Annotated in this window: 12 protein-coding genes; 7 read left to right on the top strand and 5 right to left on the bottom strand. The window is 77.5% G+C overall.

Annotation, left to right across the window (positions count from 1 at the left end):
* Positions 1 to 100 precede the first annotated feature (100 nt).
* The 7 genes from ACI79E_RS19170 (at position 101) to hrpB (ending at position 9,393) form a co-directional block, all read left to right on the top strand.
* Positions 101 to 1,321 carry an acyl-CoA dehydrogenase family protein gene (locus ACI79E_RS19170; RefSeq protein WP_456934161.1) on the top strand — a complete coding sequence of 407 codons (1,221 nt, stop codon included), beginning with the start codon at positions 101 to 103 and terminating at the stop codon, positions 1,319 to 1,321.
* The gene (locus tag ACI79E_RS19165; RefSeq protein WP_456934160.1) at positions 1,318 to 2,307 is read left to right on the top strand and encodes an acyl-CoA dehydrogenase family protein; all 990 of its coding nucleotides are present in this window, start codon (positions 1,318 to 1,320) and stop codon (positions 2,305 to 2,307) included. The genes ACI79E_RS19170 and ACI79E_RS19165 overlap by 4 nt, the downstream gene beginning before the upstream one ends.
* Entirely contained in the window at positions 2,304 to 3,185 is an 882-nt protein-coding gene (locus tag ACI79E_RS19160) for an enoyl-CoA hydratase-related protein (RefSeq protein ID WP_456934159.1), read from the top strand. The genes ACI79E_RS19165 and ACI79E_RS19160 overlap by 4 nt, the downstream gene beginning before the upstream one ends.
* A gap of 64 nt (positions 3,186 to 3,249) precedes the next feature.
* The gene (locus ACI79E_RS19155; RefSeq protein WP_456934158.1) at positions 3,250 to 3,774 is read left to right on the top strand and encodes a 2Fe-2S iron-sulfur cluster-binding protein; all 525 of its coding nucleotides are present in this window, start codon (positions 3,250 to 3,252) and stop codon (positions 3,772 to 3,774) included.
* On the top strand, positions 3,771 to 4,766 hold the full coding sequence (locus ACI79E_RS19150) for an FAD binding domain-containing protein (RefSeq protein WP_456934157.1): 996 nt from the start codon (positions 3,771 to 3,773) through the stop codon (positions 4,764 to 4,766). Before ACI79E_RS19155 ends, ACI79E_RS19150 begins: the two co-directional genes overlap by 4 nt.
* Complete coding sequence (locus tag ACI79E_RS19145; RefSeq protein WP_456934156.1) at positions 4,763 to 6,862, top strand: xanthine dehydrogenase family protein molybdopterin-binding subunit; 2,100 nt, start codon at positions 4,763 to 4,765, stop codon at positions 6,860 to 6,862. Before ACI79E_RS19150 ends, ACI79E_RS19145 begins: the two co-directional genes overlap by 4 nt.
* Positions 6,863 to 6,915: 53 nt before the next feature.
* Positions 6,916 to 9,393 (top strand): ATP-dependent helicase HrpB, encoded by a 2,478-nt coding sequence (gene hrpB, locus ACI79E_RS19140; RefSeq protein WP_456934155.1) that lies wholly within the window; start codon positions 6,916 to 6,918, stop codon positions 9,391 to 9,393.
* Between the two features lie 52 nt (positions 9,394 to 9,445).
* On the opposite strand, the gene ACI79E_RS19135 is transcribed toward hrpB, so the two are convergent.
* The 5 genes from ACI79E_RS19135 to ACI79E_RS19115 form a co-directional block, all read right to left on the bottom strand.
* Complete coding sequence (locus ACI79E_RS19135) at positions 9,446 to 11,914, bottom strand: FtsX-like permease family protein (protein WP_456934154.1); 2,469 nt, start codon at positions 11,912 to 11,914, stop codon at positions 9,446 to 9,448.
* A 1-nt stretch (position 11,915) separates the two neighbouring features.
* Positions 11,916 to 12,689 (bottom strand): ABC transporter ATP-binding protein, encoded by a 774-nt coding sequence (locus ACI79E_RS19130; protein ID WP_456934153.1) that lies wholly within the window; start codon positions 12,687 to 12,689, stop codon positions 11,916 to 11,918.
* Positions 12,690 to 12,826: 137 nt separating this feature from the next.
* Positions 12,827 to 13,528, bottom strand: a complete 702-nt coding sequence (locus ACI79E_RS19125) for a response regulator (protein ID WP_456934152.1) — start codon at positions 13,526 to 13,528, stop codon at positions 12,827 to 12,829.
* Complete coding sequence (locus ACI79E_RS19120; RefSeq protein WP_456934151.1) at positions 13,525 to 14,730, bottom strand: sensor histidine kinase; 1,206 nt, start codon at positions 14,728 to 14,730, stop codon at positions 13,525 to 13,527. The genes ACI79E_RS19125 and ACI79E_RS19120 overlap by 4 nt, the downstream gene beginning before the upstream one ends.
* Positions 14,731 to 14,808: 78 nt before the next feature.
* Entirely contained in the window at positions 14,809 to 15,153 is a 345-nt protein-coding gene (locus tag ACI79E_RS19115; RefSeq protein ID WP_456934206.1) for a MarR family winged helix-turn-helix transcriptional regulator, read from the bottom strand.
* Positions 15,154 to 15,313: the final 160 nt, after the last annotated feature.

Below are 15,313 nucleotides of genomic sequence, written 5' to 3'. Positions count from 1 at the left end.
GCGTAGGGGCGGTGCGGACCGCCGAACAGTCACCGTTGACCGTTCCGGGGGGCCGCTGCCACGCTGCCGCCGACCCGCCCACCGCAGAGAGGCGACGCCCGTGGACTTCGACGACACCCCCGACGAAGCGGCCTACCGGGCCTCGGTCCGGCAGGTGCTCGAGAAGCGGGCGGCCGACCTGCTGCACGTCGGCGCGGGGCAGGAGGCGGTCGACGCCCGCACGCACGAGGCCGGGCTGCGGCGCACCCAGCGGGTCCTCGCCGAGGCCGGCCTGGTGGGCGTGACCTGGCCGCGCGAGTACGGCGGGCAGGGCGGCACGCTGGTGCAGCAGGCGATCGTGCAGCAGGAGCTGGCCCGCGCCGGGGTGCCCACCCTCATCAACCACATCGGCCTGGGGATGTGCGGACCGACGGTCATCGCGCACGGCAGCGAGGACCAGAAGCGCCGCCACCTGGCCCGGCTGCTGCGCGCCGACGACGTCTGGTGCCAGCTGTTCAGCGAGCCCGCCTCGGGCTCGGACCTCGCGGCCCTGCGCACCACCGCGGTGCGCGACGGCGACGAGTGGGTGGTCACCGGGCAGAAGGTGTGGACGACGCTGGCGCACGTCGCCGACCTCGGGATCCTGCTGACCCGCACCGACCCCGACCGCCCCAAGCACGCCGGGCTGACCATGTTCGTCGTCGACATGCACGCCCCCGGGGTGACCGTCCGGCCGCTGCGGCAGATGGTCGGGTCGGCCGGGTTCAACGAGGTGTTCCTCGACGAGGTCCGCATCCCCGACGAGGAGCGGCTGGGCGAGCCCGGCGAGGGCTGGCGGGTCGCGATCACCACGCTGATGAACGAGCGGGTGACCATCGGCGGGGCCGGCAGCGACCTCGGCGTCCCGGTGGAGCAGCTCGCCGCACTGGCCCGCGCGCGGCTGCCGCAGCTGGACGCCGAGCGGCAGGTGCTGGCCCGGCAGGCGGTGGGCCGCGCCGTCGTCGCCTCGCTGGCCACCCGCTACACCGGCTACCGCCGGTTCACCGTGCTCAGCCAGGGCGGGCTGCCGGGGCCGGAGGCCAGCGCCGGCAAGCTGGCCGGCACGGCCGCGGCGAAGCTGGTCGCCGACGCCGGCGTCCGGCTGCTGGGCGACGACGCGGTCTACGCCGCCACCGCCGACGGTGACGACACCTGGCAGCGCAGCCAGGGGTACCTGCCGGGCCTGGCGATCGCCGGCGGCACCGACCAGGTGCTGCGCAACATCCTCGGCGAGCGGGTGCTGGGGCTGCCGCCGGAACCGCGCGGCGACAAGGACGCGCCCTTCTCGGGAGGTCGGCGGTGAACTTCGACCTGGGCCCCGACCAGCGTGACGCCGCCGCCGGTGCGCGCGAGTTCTACCGCGGCTCGGCGTCGCCGGCCGCGGCCCGGGCCGCGCTCGAGGGCGGCCCGGTGGAGCCCGGCCACGAGGCGCTGGCGACGATCGGCTTCCTGGGCATCACCGTGCCCGAGGCCGCGGGCGGCGCCGGGAGCAGCCTGCTGGACCTGGCCGTCGTCGCCGAGCAGGGCGGTGCGGTGCTGGCCGGCCCGTCGCTGGTCCCCGCGGCGCGCGCCGCGGTCCTGCTCGCCGACCACCCCGACCTCGTCGCCCGGCTGGCCGACGGGTCGGCGCGGTTCGCCGTCCTCGACGGCCCGGTCACCGGCTCGGCGCCGTCGATCGACGCGGCCGGGGCGACGCTGTTCCTCGGCCTGGACGACGGGGCGCTGGTGGTCGGCGACGGCGAGGCGACGGCCGGCCCCCCGCTGGACGCCACCCGCGGGCTGGCCTCGGTCCGGCTCACCTCCCGCCGGGTGCTCGCCGAGGACGCCGGCGCGCTGTGGGCCCGCGCCCGCCAGGTGGCCACCGTCGTGCTCGCCGCCGAGGACCTCGGCGCCGCCGACCGCGCGGTGCAGCTGGCCGTCGCCTACGCCCAGCAGCGCGAGGCGTTCGGCCGCCGCATCGGCTCCTACCAGGCGGTCAAGCACCTGCTGGTCGACGCGTGGGTGGGCGTGGACCAGCTGCGCTCGCTGGTGTGGTGGGCGGCGTGGGCCGCCGACGCGGCGCCCGACGAGCTGCCGCTGGCGGCGTCGGCGGCCAAGGCGTGCGCGGCCGAGGTCCTGGAGCGGGCCGCCGAGACCTGCATCCAGGTGCACGGCGGCATCGGCTTCACCTGGGAGCACGACGCCCACCTGTACTGGCGGCGGGCGAAGGTGGACCGGCTGCTGCTCGGCGACGCGGCCGAGCACCTCGACGCCGTCGCGCGGCTCGCGGTGGCCGGCGCGCTCGGATGACCCCCACCCAGCTGCGGTACGAGGTGGCCGACGGCGTCGCCACGATCACCCTCGACCGGCCCGACCGGATGAACGCGTTCACCGCCGTCATGGCCACCGAGCTGGCCGCCGCGGCCGCCGCGGCCGACGCCGACGACGCCGTCCGGGTCGTCGTCGTGACCGGGGCCGGGCGGGCGTTCTGCGCCGGCGCCGACCTCGGCGGCGGGGAGGGCACGTTCCGCGACCGGGGCCGCCCCGACCCGGTGGCCCGCGGGACGGTGGACGGCGTCCCGCGGGACTGGGGCGGCATCGCGTCGCTGCCCTTCGCCGCGCTGCGCAAGCCGGTGGTCGCCGCGGTCAACGGCCCGGCGGTCGGCATCGGCGCGACCATGACCCTGCCGATGGACGTCCGGATCGCCGCGGAGTCCGCGCGCTTCGGGTTCGTCTTCGCCCGCCGCGGCATCGTGCCGGAGGCGGCCTCGACGTGGTTCCTCCCGCGGGTGGTCGGCATCAGCCAGGCGATGGAGTGGGTGGCGACCGGCCGGGTGTTCGACGCCGCCGAGGCGCTGCGCGGGCGGCTGGTCTCCCGCGTCGTCCCGGACGCCGACCTGCTGCCCACCGCGCGGGAGCTGGCGCGGGAGATCGCCGACAACACCTCCGGGGTCGCGGTGGCCGCGAGCCGGCAGCTGCTGTGGTCGATGCTCGGCGCGGCCTCACCGTGGGACGCCCACCGTGCCGAGTCCCGGGCCCTGCTCGAGCTCGGCGCCGGGCCGGACGCCGCGGAGGGGGTCGCCTCGTTCCTCGCCAAGCGGCCGCCGCGGTTCGCCGCCCCGCTGGGGGACGGCGCGGTCGCCGGCGTCCCCCGCTGGCCGCAGCCCCCGCCCGACGTGACGCCGTAGGGGTCGCGCGCCGCTCCGGCGGCCCCGGTTTGGCCACACCGGTCGCCCGGGCAGGAGCGTCGGTGTGGACACCGAGATCACGCTGCGGGTCGACGGGGCGGCGCACCCGCTGACGGTCGACACCCGCACCACGCTGCTGGACGCCCTGCGCGACCGGCTGCGCAACACCAGCCCAAAGAAGGGGTGCGACCACGGCCAGTGCGGCGCCTGCACGGTGCTGCTCGACGGCCGCCGGGTGAACAGCTGCCTGGTGCTGGCCGTCACCGTGGGGGGCGCGGAGGTGACCACCTCCGACGGGCTGGCCGCCGACGGCGAGCCGCACCCGCTGCACCGCTCGTTCGTCGAGCGGGACGCCTTCCAGTGCGGCTACTGCACGCCCGGCCAGGTCTGCTCGGCCGCGGGCGTCATAGAGGAGGCCCGGGCCGGCTGGCCCAGCGCGGTCACCGCAGACCTCACCGCGGACGGCGCCGAGCTCACCGACGCCGAGATCCGCGAGCGGATGAGCGGCAACCTCTGCCGCTGCGCGGCCTACGCCCACATCGTCCCGGCGGTGGCCGACGTGGCGCGGGCGAGCGGGGTGCGCCGGTGAGGGAGTTCCGCTACGAGGCCGCGGCCGACCCCGCCGCCGCGGTCGCGCTGATGGCGGGGGAGCGGTCGGGCGCCTTCCTCGGCGGGGGCACGAACCTGGTCGACCTCATGAAGCTCGGCGTCGCCACACCGAGCCTGCTGGTCGACGTCCGCACGCTCACCTCCCGCGAGGTGACCGGCCTGCCCGACGGTGGCCTGCGCATCGGCGCCGGCGTCCCGAACGCCGACCTCGCCGCCGACCGCCGGGTGCGTGAGCGCTACCCGGTGCTCGCCCAGGCGCTGCTGGCCGCCGCCTCCGGGCAGCTGCGCAACCGCGCGACCACCGCCGGCAACCTGCTGCAGCGCACCCGCTGCAGCTACTTCACCGACGTCACCAAGCCGTGCAACAAGCGCAGCCCCGGCAGCGGCTGCGGCGCCCTGCGCGGCCTGCACCGCAACCACGCGGTGCTGGGGCAGACCCTCGAGGGCCCGGGCACCTGCGTGGCCACCCAGCCCTCGGACATGGCGGTGGCGATGGTGGCCCTCGACGCCGTGGTCCAGGTGCTCGGGCCCGACGGCGAGCGCAGCATCCCGATCGGCGAGCTGCACCGCCTGCCCGGGGACGACGCCTCCCGCGACACCACGCTGCGGCACGGCGAGCTGGTCACCGCCGTGGACCTCCCGCCGCTGGGGATGCCCTCCCGCTACCGCAAGGTGCGCGACCGGGCCTCGTTCGCCTTCGCACTGGTCAGCGTGGCGGCCGCGCTCCGGGTGGAGGACGGCGTGGTCGCCGACGTGCGCCTGGCCCTCGGCGGGGTCGCGCACAAGCCGTGGCGGGCGACCGCCGCGGAGGAGGCGCTGCGCGGGCGGCCGGCCACGGAGGAGTCCTTCGCCGCGGCCGCCGACGCCGAGCTGGCCGCGGCCACCCCGCTGCCCGACAACGGCTACAAGGTGCCGCTGGCCCGCAACGTCGTCGTCCGCACGCTGGCCCAGCTGACGGGAGCCCCCGCATGACCACCGTCGACCGCGTCGTCGGCGCCGGGATCGACCGCATCGACGGGCCGGCCAAGGTCCGCGGCACCGCGCCCTACGCCTACGAGCAGGACCCCGGCGAGCCGATCGCCCACGTCGCGCTGGTGCAGAGCACCGTCAACCGCGGCCGGATCACGCAGCTGGACCCCACCCGCGCCGAGGCGACGGCGGGCGTGCTCGCCGTCCTCACCCCGGCCAACGCCCCGCGGCTGTCCGGCGAGCTGGCCTCCGACCTCCCGGTGCTGCAGTCCCTCGACGTGCACTACCACGGGCAGGTGGTCGCGGTGGTCGTGGCCGAGACCCCGGAGGTCGCCAAGGCGGCGGTGGGGGAGGTGTCCGTCGAGTACGCCGCCGAGCCGCCGGACGTGCGGCTGGCCGTGGACCGGCCGGACCTCTACGCGCCGGAGAAGATCATGGCCGGCTACGAGACCGACTCGGTGATCGGGGACGTCGACGCCGCGCTGGCCGCCGCGGCGGTCACCGTCGACGCCACCTACGAGACGCCGACCCAGCACAACAACCCCATCGAGATGCACACGTCCATGGCCCGGTGGGACGGCGACGAGCTGACCATGTGGGACGCCAACCAGGGCCCGCACAACATCGTCAACGACCTGGTCACCGGCTTCGGCCTGTCCGGCGGGGAGCAGGTGCGGATCATCTCGCCCTACGTCGGCGGCGCGTTCGGGTCCAAGGCGTTCACCCACCCCCACCAGATCGTGGCCGCGATGGCCGCGCGGGTGGTGGGCCGCACCGTCGTCCTGGAGCTGACCCGGCAGCAGATGTTCAGCCTGGTCGGTCACCGGACGCCGACCATCCAGCGGCTGCGGCTGGGGGCGGACCCCGAGGGCCGGCTGACCGCGATCAGCCACGAGGTCGTCGAGCACACCTCGCGGGTCAACGAGTTCGCCGAGCAGACGGCCACGCCGACGCGGGTCATGTACGCCGCGCCGAACCGGCGGACGACGCACCGGCTGGCCCGGCTCGACGTCCCACCGCCGACGATCATGCGGGCGCCGGGGGAGACCCCGGGCATGTTCGCGCTGGAGTCGGCGATGGACGAGCTGGCCGCCGAGCTCGGCATCGACCCGGTCGAGCTGCGCCTGCGCAACGAGCCGGCCGAGGACCCCGAGCGGGGGATCCCGTGGTCGTCGCGGTCGCTGGTGGAGTGCCTGCGCACCGGGGCCGAGCGGTTCGGCTGGGCCGGGCGCGACCCGCGACCCGGCGTCCGCCTCGACGGCCGCTGGCTGGTCGGCACCGGCGTCGCCGCGGCCACCTACCCGGCGCGGCGGCGCAAGGCCGACTGCCGGATCTCCGTGGACGGGCGCGGTCGCTACACGGTGGAGATCGACGGCTCGGACATCGGCACCGGTGCCTGGACGGCGCTGACCCAGATCGCCGCCGACGCGCTGGGGGTGGGCATGGCCGACGTCGAGCTGCGGATCGGCGACAGCCGGCTGCCCTTCGCCGGTGGCGCGGGTGGCTCCACCGGCCTGGCGTCGTGGGGGTCGGCGATCGTGCTGACCGCCCGCGACCTGCAGCGCCGGCTCGAGGAGTCCTACGGCGGCCAGCTGCCGCCGGACGGGGTCACCGTGGACGGCGGCGTCCCGGGCCCGTCGCCGCACGCGCAGGAGCGGTCGATGCACTCCTTCGGCGCCCACTTCGGGGAGGTGCGGGTCGACGCCGACACCGGCGAGGTGCGGGTGCCGCGGGCGACCAGCGTGTACGCCGCGGGCACGATCGTGAACGCCAAGACCGCCCGCTCCCAGTTCCTCGGCGGCTTCTGCATGGGCCTGTCGATGGCGCTGCACGAGGAGTCGGTGCAGGACGAGGTGTTCGGCCACTACGCCAACCACGACCTCGCCGAGTACCACATCGCGACCAACGCCGACGTCGGCGAGATCGACATCTCCTGGCTCGACGAGGACGACCCGTACGTCAACGAGCTCGGCCTCAAGGGCATCGGCGAGATCGGCATCACCGGGGCCGCGGCCGCCGTCGCCAACGGCTACTGGCACGCGACGGGCAGGCGGGTCCGCGACCTGCCGATCACCCCCGACAAGTTCTTCCGGCCGTAGCGGAGTGGGAGGGACGCGGGATCCGCGCCCTCCCACTCCGACAGACTGGCGGCGTGCTGCCACCGCCGGGGACGCCGGGCACCGACCTCCCGGTCCGCGCGGTGCTGCCGGCCCTGGACGCCGCGCTGAGCGGGACCGGCAGCGCGGTGCTGGTCGCCCCGCCGGGCACCGGGAAGACGACCCTGGTGCCGCTGGCGCTGGCCGGGACGCTGCCGGGACGGGTGCTGGTGGCCGAACCGCGCAGAGTCGCCACCCGCGCCGCCGCCCGCCGGATGGCCGCGCTGCTCGGGGAGCCGGTGGGCCGCTCGGTCGGCTACAGCGTCCGCGGGGACAGCCGGCGCAGCGAGGACACCCGCGTCGAGGTCGTCACCACCGGGCTGCTGGTGCGCCGGCTGCAGGCCGATCCGGAACTGGCCGGGGTGGCCGCCGTCGTCCTCGACGAGTGCCACGAGCGGCACCTGGACACCGACCTCGCCCTGGCCTTCACCCTCGACGCGCGGGCCGCGCTGCGCCCGGACCTGCACCTGCTGGCGATGTCGGCCACCGCCCAGGCCGGCCGGCTGGCGCTCCTGCTGGGCGGGGCCGACCCGGCGCCGGTGGTGGAGGCGACCGGCATGCTGCACGACGTCGCGGCGGAGTGGTGCCCGCCGGAGCCCGCGCTGCCGCCCCCGCACGGCAGCCGGGTCGACCCCCGGCTGCTCGACGCCGTCGCCGCCACCACCCGGCGGGCGCTGGCCGAGACCGAGGGGGACGTGCTGGTCTTCCTCCCCGGCGCGGCCGAGATCGCCGGTGTCGCCGGCCGGCTGCGCGGGCTGGACGCCGACGTCCGTCCCCTGCACGGGCGGCTGCCCGCCGCCGACCAGGACGCCGCGCTGACCCCCGGTCCGGGGCGGCGGGTGGTGCTGGCCACCGACGTCGCCGAGAGCAGCCTGACCGTGCCCGGGGTGCGCACGGTCGTCGACGCGGGGCTGGCCCGGGTGCCGCGGTTCGACGTGTCCCGGGGGCTGGGGGCGCTGGCCACCGTGCGGGTCTCCCGCTCGTCGGCGACCCAGCGGGCGGGCCGGGCCGGGCGGGAGGGCCCGGGGAGGGTGTACCGGCTGTGGTCGGAGGCCGAGCACGCCCGCCTGCCGGCCGCCCCGGAACCGGAGATCGCCGTCGCCGACCTGACCGGCCTGGCCCTGGAGCTGGCCTGCTGGGGCGCGCCGGAGGGCACCGGGCTGGCGTTGCCCGACCCGCCACCGACCGCTGCGTTCGCCGTCGCCCGGGCCGCGCTGCACGACCTGGGGGCGGTGGACGACGCCGGTCGGGTCACCGCCCGCGGCCGGTCGCTCACCGCCGTCGGTGCGCACCCGCGCCTGGCCCGGGCGCTGCTCGACGGGGCCGGGCTGGTGGGTGCCCGCCGTGCCGCGGAGGTGGTGGCGCTGCTGTCGGCGGACCTGCCGGCCGGCTCCGACGACCTGGTCGCCGAGTGGCGGGCGCTGCGCGGGGGCCGTGGCGGGGCGGCCGCCCGCTGGCGGGAGGAGGCCACCCGGCTGGCCCGCGCGGTGCCGCCCACCCCCGACCCCGGCGTGCCCGACGACGTCGCCGCGGGCCTGGTCGTCGGCCTCGCCCACCCGGAGTGGCTGGCCCGCCGGCGTCCGGGCACCGAGCGCACCTACCTGCTGGCCGCCGGCACCGGCGCGGAGCTGTCCCCGGGCACCGCGCTCGCGGGGGCGTCCTGGCTGGCGGTGGCCGCCGCCGACCGGCAGCCCGGCCGGCGGGACGCGCGGGTGCGCTCGGCCGTGGTGGTCGGCGAGGCCACCGCGCGGGAGGTGGGTGCCGTCGTCGACGGGCCGGAGGTGGCCTGGCGGGACGGCGACGTGGTGGCGGCCCGCGTCGAGCGGCTGGGCGCGATCGTGCTCACCGAGCGCCCGCTGCCCGACCCCGATCCGGCCGCGGTCGCCGCCGCGGTCGCCGAGGGGCTGCGCCGGGAGGGGCTGGCCCTGCTGCGCTGGACCCCCGCCGCCCGGGCGCTGCGCGACCGGCTGGCCGCCGCGCACGCCGGCCTCGGGGACCCCTGGCCCGCGGTGGACGACGACGCCCTGGGCGCCGCGCTGGCCGCCACCCCGGCCCTCTCCGCCGCCCGCAACCGCGCCGACCTGACCCGGATCGACCTCGTCGCGGCGCTGCGGGGGCTGGTGCCGTGGCAGGTGGCCGGGCGGCTCGACGAGCTGGTGCCCGAGCGGGTCGAGGTGCCGACCGGCTCGCGGGTGCGGGTGGACTACACCGATCCCGCGGTGCCCACCCTGTCGGTCCGGGTGCAGGAGGTGTTCGGCTGGGCGGCCGCGCCCGTGGTGGCGGGCCGGCCGCTGCGGCTGCAGCTGCTCTCCCCGGCCGGCCGGGTGGTGGCGACCACGGCCGACCTCGCCGGCTTCTGGGGAACCGGCTACCCGGGCGTCCGGGCCGAGCTCCGCGGCCGCTACCCGCGACACCCCTGGCCGGAGGACCCGGCGACCGCGGTGCCCACCCGTCGCGCCAAGCCCCGCCCGTGAGTGGAGTGGGAGGGGAGCGGATCCCGCGCCCTCCCACTCCACCCGGCTGCGCTCAGCCCGCGATGGCGGCCACGGGCGAGGTGCGGGCGGCGCGGCGGGCCGGCAGCACCGAGGCGAGCAGCCCGGCCACCGTGGCGACGACGACGATCGCAGCCACCTGCAGCCACGGGACGACCAGCACGGTGTCGGCGACCTGCCCCAGCACCGACGCCGACCCGATCAGCCCGTACGCGCCGCCCAGCACGACCCCGAGGACCGCGGCCACCCCGGCGACCAGCACCGCCTCCCACGCCAGCAGCCCGCGCAGCTGCCGCCGGGTGAGGCCCAGCGCCCGCAGCAGCCCGTTCTCCTGCCGCCGCTCGACCACCGACAGCGCCAGGGTGTTGCCCACGCCGATCAGCGCGATGACCACGGCGATGCCGAGCAGGCCGGTCACGACCAGCAGCAGGGTGTCGAGCACCTGGGCGACCTGGGCGCGCACCGTGACGATGCCGGTGACCGAGGCGTCGGAGGCCGTCGTCCCCACCGTGTCGGTGACCGCGTCGACGGCGGTGGTCTGCGCCTCGTCGCCGACGTCCTCCAGCCGCAGCCAGAGGGTGCCGACCCCGGCGTCGGGCGCGAGGGTGGCCAGGTCCGCGGCGGTCACGAGCAGCGGCACCCCGCCCGCGACCTGGACGAGGAAGGAGCCGGTGCGCCCGCCCGCGGTGAGCTGCACCCGGTCGCCGTCGGCGACCGCCCAGGTCTCCGCCAGCCACTCCGGCAGCAGCACCTCGCCGGGGTCGGGCAGCACCAGGTCGTCGGTCGAGCGCAGCGCCGGCAGCGCGGTCGTGCGGTCCACGCCGGTGGCCTCCCACACCTCGCCGTCGGGACCGGTGACCTCGGCGGCGGTCAGCACGGTGCCGGTCGCGACGCCGTCCAGCGCCCGCAGGTCGGCCAGCAGGCCGGCCGGCAGGGGCGAGGAGAGGCCCTCGACCACGACGTCGGCGGGGAACTCCGCCTCCAGCCCGGCGGTCGCCGAGGCCTTGGTGGAGGCCGCGCCGACGACCATCGCCGTGGTCAGCGTGACGCCGATGAGCAGCGCGGTCGCGGTCGCCGCCGTCCGCCGGGGGTTGCGGGTCGCGTTGCCCGCGGCCAGCCGCGCCGGCACCCCGCCGGACCACGCGGCCAGCCGGCCGGCCGCCGCGACCACCGGGGGGACGCCGCGCTGCGCGAGGAGCACGACGCCGAGGAAGCTCAGCACCCCGCCGGGCAGCGCGACCAGGACCGACGCCATGACCACCCCGAGCGCCAGCAGCGCGACGCCCGGCAGCAGCAGCGCCAGCCCGAGCAGCAGCCGCAGCACCCCCGGCCGCGAGCGCAGCGGCGCCTGGTCGGCCGGCCGCAGGGCCGCCAGCGGGGCGACGCGGGTGGCCGCGCGGGCCGGGGCGAGGGCGGCCAGCAGCGTGGTCAGCGTGCCGACGCCGACCCCGACGACCACGGCGTACCAGGGCACCGACACCCCGGCGAGCGGGATGGGGGAGTCCAGGTCGCCGACCGCGGCCGACACCGCGGCGGCCAGTCCGACGCCGGCGACCGCACCGAGGGCGGAGGCGGCCAGCCCGGTCACCAGTGCCTCGCCGAGCACGCTGCGCCGCACCTGCCGGGCGGTGGCACCCACGCAGCGCAGCAGGGCCAGCTCGCGGGTCCGCTGGGCCAGCAGCACCGCGAAGGTGTTGGCGATGACCAGCCCGGCCACGAGGACCGCGACGGTGCCGAACACCAGCAGCACGGCCGCCAGCGCCGAGGCGTTGCCCATCATCGCGGCGGCGGCCCGGACCGACTGCTGCTCGCCGGTGCGGACGGTGACCGCCGAGTCCCGCAGCGCCGTGGCGACGTCGAGGCGCACCTGGTCGTCGGAGACCCCGGGGGCCGCGGCGACCCGCAGCTCGACGGGGGCGACCGCGCCCCAGGCCCGCGCCTGCTCCGGGACGACGAAGCCGCGGCCGTAGAGGCCGGCCTCGGGGTCACCGCGCAGGTCGACGATGCCGGTCACGGTGACCTGCGTGGCCGACTGCTGCCCGTCGGCGTCGGTGGAGGTGACGGTGAGGACGTCGCCCACCTCGGCCCGCGCGCGGTCGGTGACCGCCACCTGGCCGGGGCGGTCGGGCAGGCGGCCCGCGGACAGGTGCTGCCAGCGCAGGGCGGGGTCGTCGGCGACGGTGCCGATGACCAGGAACTGCGACCCGGTGCGGTCGGGGACGGCCGCCTGCACCGACGTCTCCCACGTCGGCGCGACCGCACGCACCGAGCGCAGGACGGCCAGGGTGGCGACGTCGTCGTCCAGGGGGCTGCCGTCGTCGGAGGTGACGACGGCGGCGGTGTCGACGTACTGGGCGCCGACCGCCTGCAGCACGGTGCTGCGGGCGGTCTCGTTGAGGACGAGGGTGGCCACGACGAAGCCGACCGCGATGACCACGGCCAGCGTCGAGGCGACCAGCCGCGCGGCGTGCGCGCGGAGCTGGGCGAGGACGACCGGTCGCACCTCAGACCCCCAGGCCGCGCAGGGCGGCGACGACGGAGTCGGCGGTGGGGCGCTGCACCTCGCCGGCCAGCCGGCCGTCGGCGAGCAGGACCACGCGGTCGGCGTAGGCGGCGGCGATCGGGTCGTGGGTGACCATCACGACGGTCTGGCCGGTCTCCCGGACGCTGCTGCGCAGCAGGTCCAGGACCTCCGCGCCGGCGCGGGAGTCCAGGTTGCCGGTCGGCTCGTCGGCGAAGACGACGTCGGGGCGGGGGAGCAGCGCCCGGGCGACGGCGACCCGCTGCTGCTGTCCGCCGGAGAGCTCGTGCGGGCGGTGCCGCAACCGCTCCCGCAGCCCCAGGCGGGCCACCACCGCGTCGAACCAGGCCGGGTCCGGACGCCGGCCGGCCAGCTGCAGCGGCAGCACGATGTTCTCCCGGGCGTCGAGGACGGGCAGCAGGTTGAACGCCTGGAAGACGAAGCCGATCCGCTCGCGGCGCAGCCGGGTCAGCTCGTCGTCGCGCAGGCCGGTCAGCTCGGTGTCACCCAGCCACACGGCACCGCCGGTGGCCGCGTCCAGCCCCGCCAGGCAGTGCATGAGCGTCGACTTGCCCGACCCGGACGGGCCCATGATCGCGGTGAAGGCCCCGCGGTCGAAGTCGACGTCCACCCCGGCGAGGGCGTGCACGGCGGTCTCCCCGCTGCCGTGGGTCTTCGTCAGGCCACGGGCCCGCACGGCGGCGGCCGAGGACGGCGGCTCACCGGGGACGGTCATGACGGGGACGGGAGCGGACACGGGCAACCTCCGGGAGTGGTCGGGAACGGCGACCACGCTGCCGGTCGGGGGAGGTCCCGCGCGTCGGAGCGGGAGCTGATCCCGGCGTCCGACCCCGGTGCGACCCGGCGTCCGCCCGGGGGCTGACGACCGCGGGTCTACGCGTCGCGCAGCAGGTCGGCCGGCTGCACCAGGCCGGTGCGGAAGGCGAGGACGACGGCCTGCACGCGGTCGCGGGATCCGGTTTTGGCCAGCACCCGGCCGACGTGGGTCTTCACCGTCGCCTCGCTGACGAACAGCCTCCCGGCGATCTCGGTGTTGGTGGCGCCGAAGGCCATCAGCTCGAGCACCTCCCGCTCCCGCGGGGTCAGCTCGGCCAGCTCGCCGCCCCCGACCGGGGCCCCCGGCCGGGCCACCCCGCTGCCGCGCAGCATCGGCGCCACGTGCTGCAGCAGCCGGCGGGTGGAGCTGGCGGCGATCACCGAGTCCCCGGCGTGCACCGTCCGGACGGCGGCGAGCATCTCCTCGGGCGGGGCGTCCTTGAGGAGGAAGCCGCTGGCCCCGGCGCCGATCGCGGCGACCACGTACTCGTCGAGGTCGAACGTCGTGAGCACCACCACGCGCGGGGGCTCCGGCTGCGCGGTGACCTCCCGCGTGGCCTCGATGCCGTCCATCCCCGGCATGCGGACGTCCATGAGGACGACGTCGGCGCGGGTGCGGGCCAGCAGCTCCACCGCGTCGGCGCCGGTGCCGGCCTCGCCGACGACGGTCAGGTCGGGCTGGGAGTCGATGACCATCCGGAAGCCGGCCCGGACCATCTGCTGGTCGTCGACGAGCACGACCCGGATCTGCCCACTCATCGACGCGCAGGGTAGGGGAGCACCGCGTGCACCCCGAAGCCGCCGCCCGGGCGGGGGCCGGCGTCCAGGCGCCCGCCGTGCAGCTGGGCCCGCTCGCGCATGCCGAGCACCCCCTGCCCCCGGCCGTCGGCGGCGGACCCGCCGCCCTCCTGCATGACCGCGGCCGACGCGCCCCGGCCGTCGTCGAGCACCGACAGCTCCAGGGCGTCGGGCCGCCAGTGCAGCCGCACCCAGGCCCGGCTGGCCGGGCCGGCGTGCTTGAGCACGTTGGTGAGCGACTCCTGCACGATCCGGTAGGCGGCCAGCTGGGGGCCGGCGGGCAGGTCCCGGGGCGAGCCCTCGACGAGCAGGTCGACGTCCAGGCCGCTGGTCCGCACGTCCGCGACCAGGCCGGGGATCGCGGCGACGTCCGGCTGCGGCGCGTAGGCCTCGCCGCCGTCCTCCCGCAGCACGCCCAGCAGGCCACGCATGTCCGACAGCGCCTGGCGGCCGGTCGCGGCGATCGCCTCCAGCGCGGTGGTGGCGGCCGCGGGATCGCTGCGCCCGGCGTAGCGCCCGCCGTCGGCCTGGGCGATCACCACCGACAGCGAGTGGGCGACGACGTCGTGCATCTCGCGGGCGATGCGTGCCCGCTCGGCGGTGGCGGCCAGCCGCATCTCCTGGTCCCGCTCCAGCTCCAGCAGCCGCGCGCGCTCCCGGAGGTCGCCCAGCCGCCGCACGCGGGCGCGGCGGAGGTCGCCCAGGGCCCACGCGGCGACGACCGCCACCCCGATCGACCCGGCGGTGGGGAGGAGCGCGTCGCTGGCGCCGAGGGAGAAGTAGCGCAGGGCGGCGAGCACCGCCCCGAGCAGGCCCACCGCCAGGCCGGCGCGCCCGGCCCAGCGCGGGGCGTAGGCGGCGAGCGCGTACACCGTGAGCAGCGCGGCGACGTTCGCGGCCAGGAAGTCCTCGACGACCACCAGCTCGAGCAACCCCGCCGCGATGACCACGCCGGCGGCCCGGACCGGACGGCGCCGCCGCCAGGCCAGCGGCGCCACCAGCAGCGTGCCGACGACGAGGGCGGTGGCCTCCGCCGGCCAGTACGACCGGTAGGGGAGCAGCACGGTCAGGAACCAGACCAGCGCCGCGATCACGACGTCGACGCCGAACGGGTGGTCGCGGAGGAGGGCCTCCAGGCGTTCGAGGGGTGGCCGGCCGTCCATCACGCCGACCCTAGGCAGCGGTGTCGCGGCCGTCGTCCACCCCGGGGATGACCCGCGCGTCCGACCGGGGGGCGAGGCTCAGCGCGGGCCGAGGTGGCGCAGCAGGGTCTCACCGAGGTCGCGCATCGCGGCGACCTGCTCGGGGGTGAGCTGGTCGAACAGGTGCGTGCGCACGCCCTCGACGTGCACCGGCGCGGCGGCCTCCAGTGCGGCGAACCCCTCGTCGGTCAGGACGGCGAGCAGGCCGCGCCCGTCCTCCGCGCAGACCTGGCGGCGCACCCAGCCGCGCTCCTCCAGCCGGGAGACCGCGTGCGACAGGCGGCTGCGGGAGGACAGGCAGCTGTCGGCGAGCTCGCTCATCCGCATCTGCCGCTCGGGGGCCTCCGAGAGTGCGACGAGGATCTCGTAGTAGGCATGGGAGATGCCGGTCTCGCGGGTGAGCTCCCGGTCGAGCCGGTCCTGCAGCAGCAGCGAGCTGTAGAGCCACGCGCGCCAGGCCCGCTGCTCGTCCTCGTCGAGGGGGGGGGGGGGGGGGGGGGGGGGGGGGGGGGGGGGGGGGGGCGCCCGGGGGGGGCGGGGGGCG

The sequence above is a fragment of the Geodermatophilus sp. SYSU D00079 genome (genome assembly GCF_054050635.1).
This window is presented reverse-complemented; position numbering and strand designations above follow the sequence as displayed.

Coding starts and splice junctions, on each gene's coding strand:
- ACI79E_RS19160 (WP_456934159.1), top strand. CDS start 2,304: ATGACCCCCACCCAGCTGCGGTACGAGGTGGCCGACGGCGTCGCCACG.
- ACI79E_RS19145 (WP_456934156.1), top strand. CDS start 4,763: ATGACCACCGTCGACCGCGTCGTCGGCGCCGGGATCGACCGCATCGAC.
- ACI79E_RS19120 (WP_456934151.1), bottom strand. CDS start 14,730: ATGGACGGCCGGCCACCCCTCGAACGCCTGGAGGCCCTCCTCCGCGAC.
- ACI79E_RS19125 (WP_456934152.1), bottom strand. CDS start 13,528: ATGAGTGGGCAGATCCGGGTCGTGCTCGTCGACGACCAGCAGATGGTC.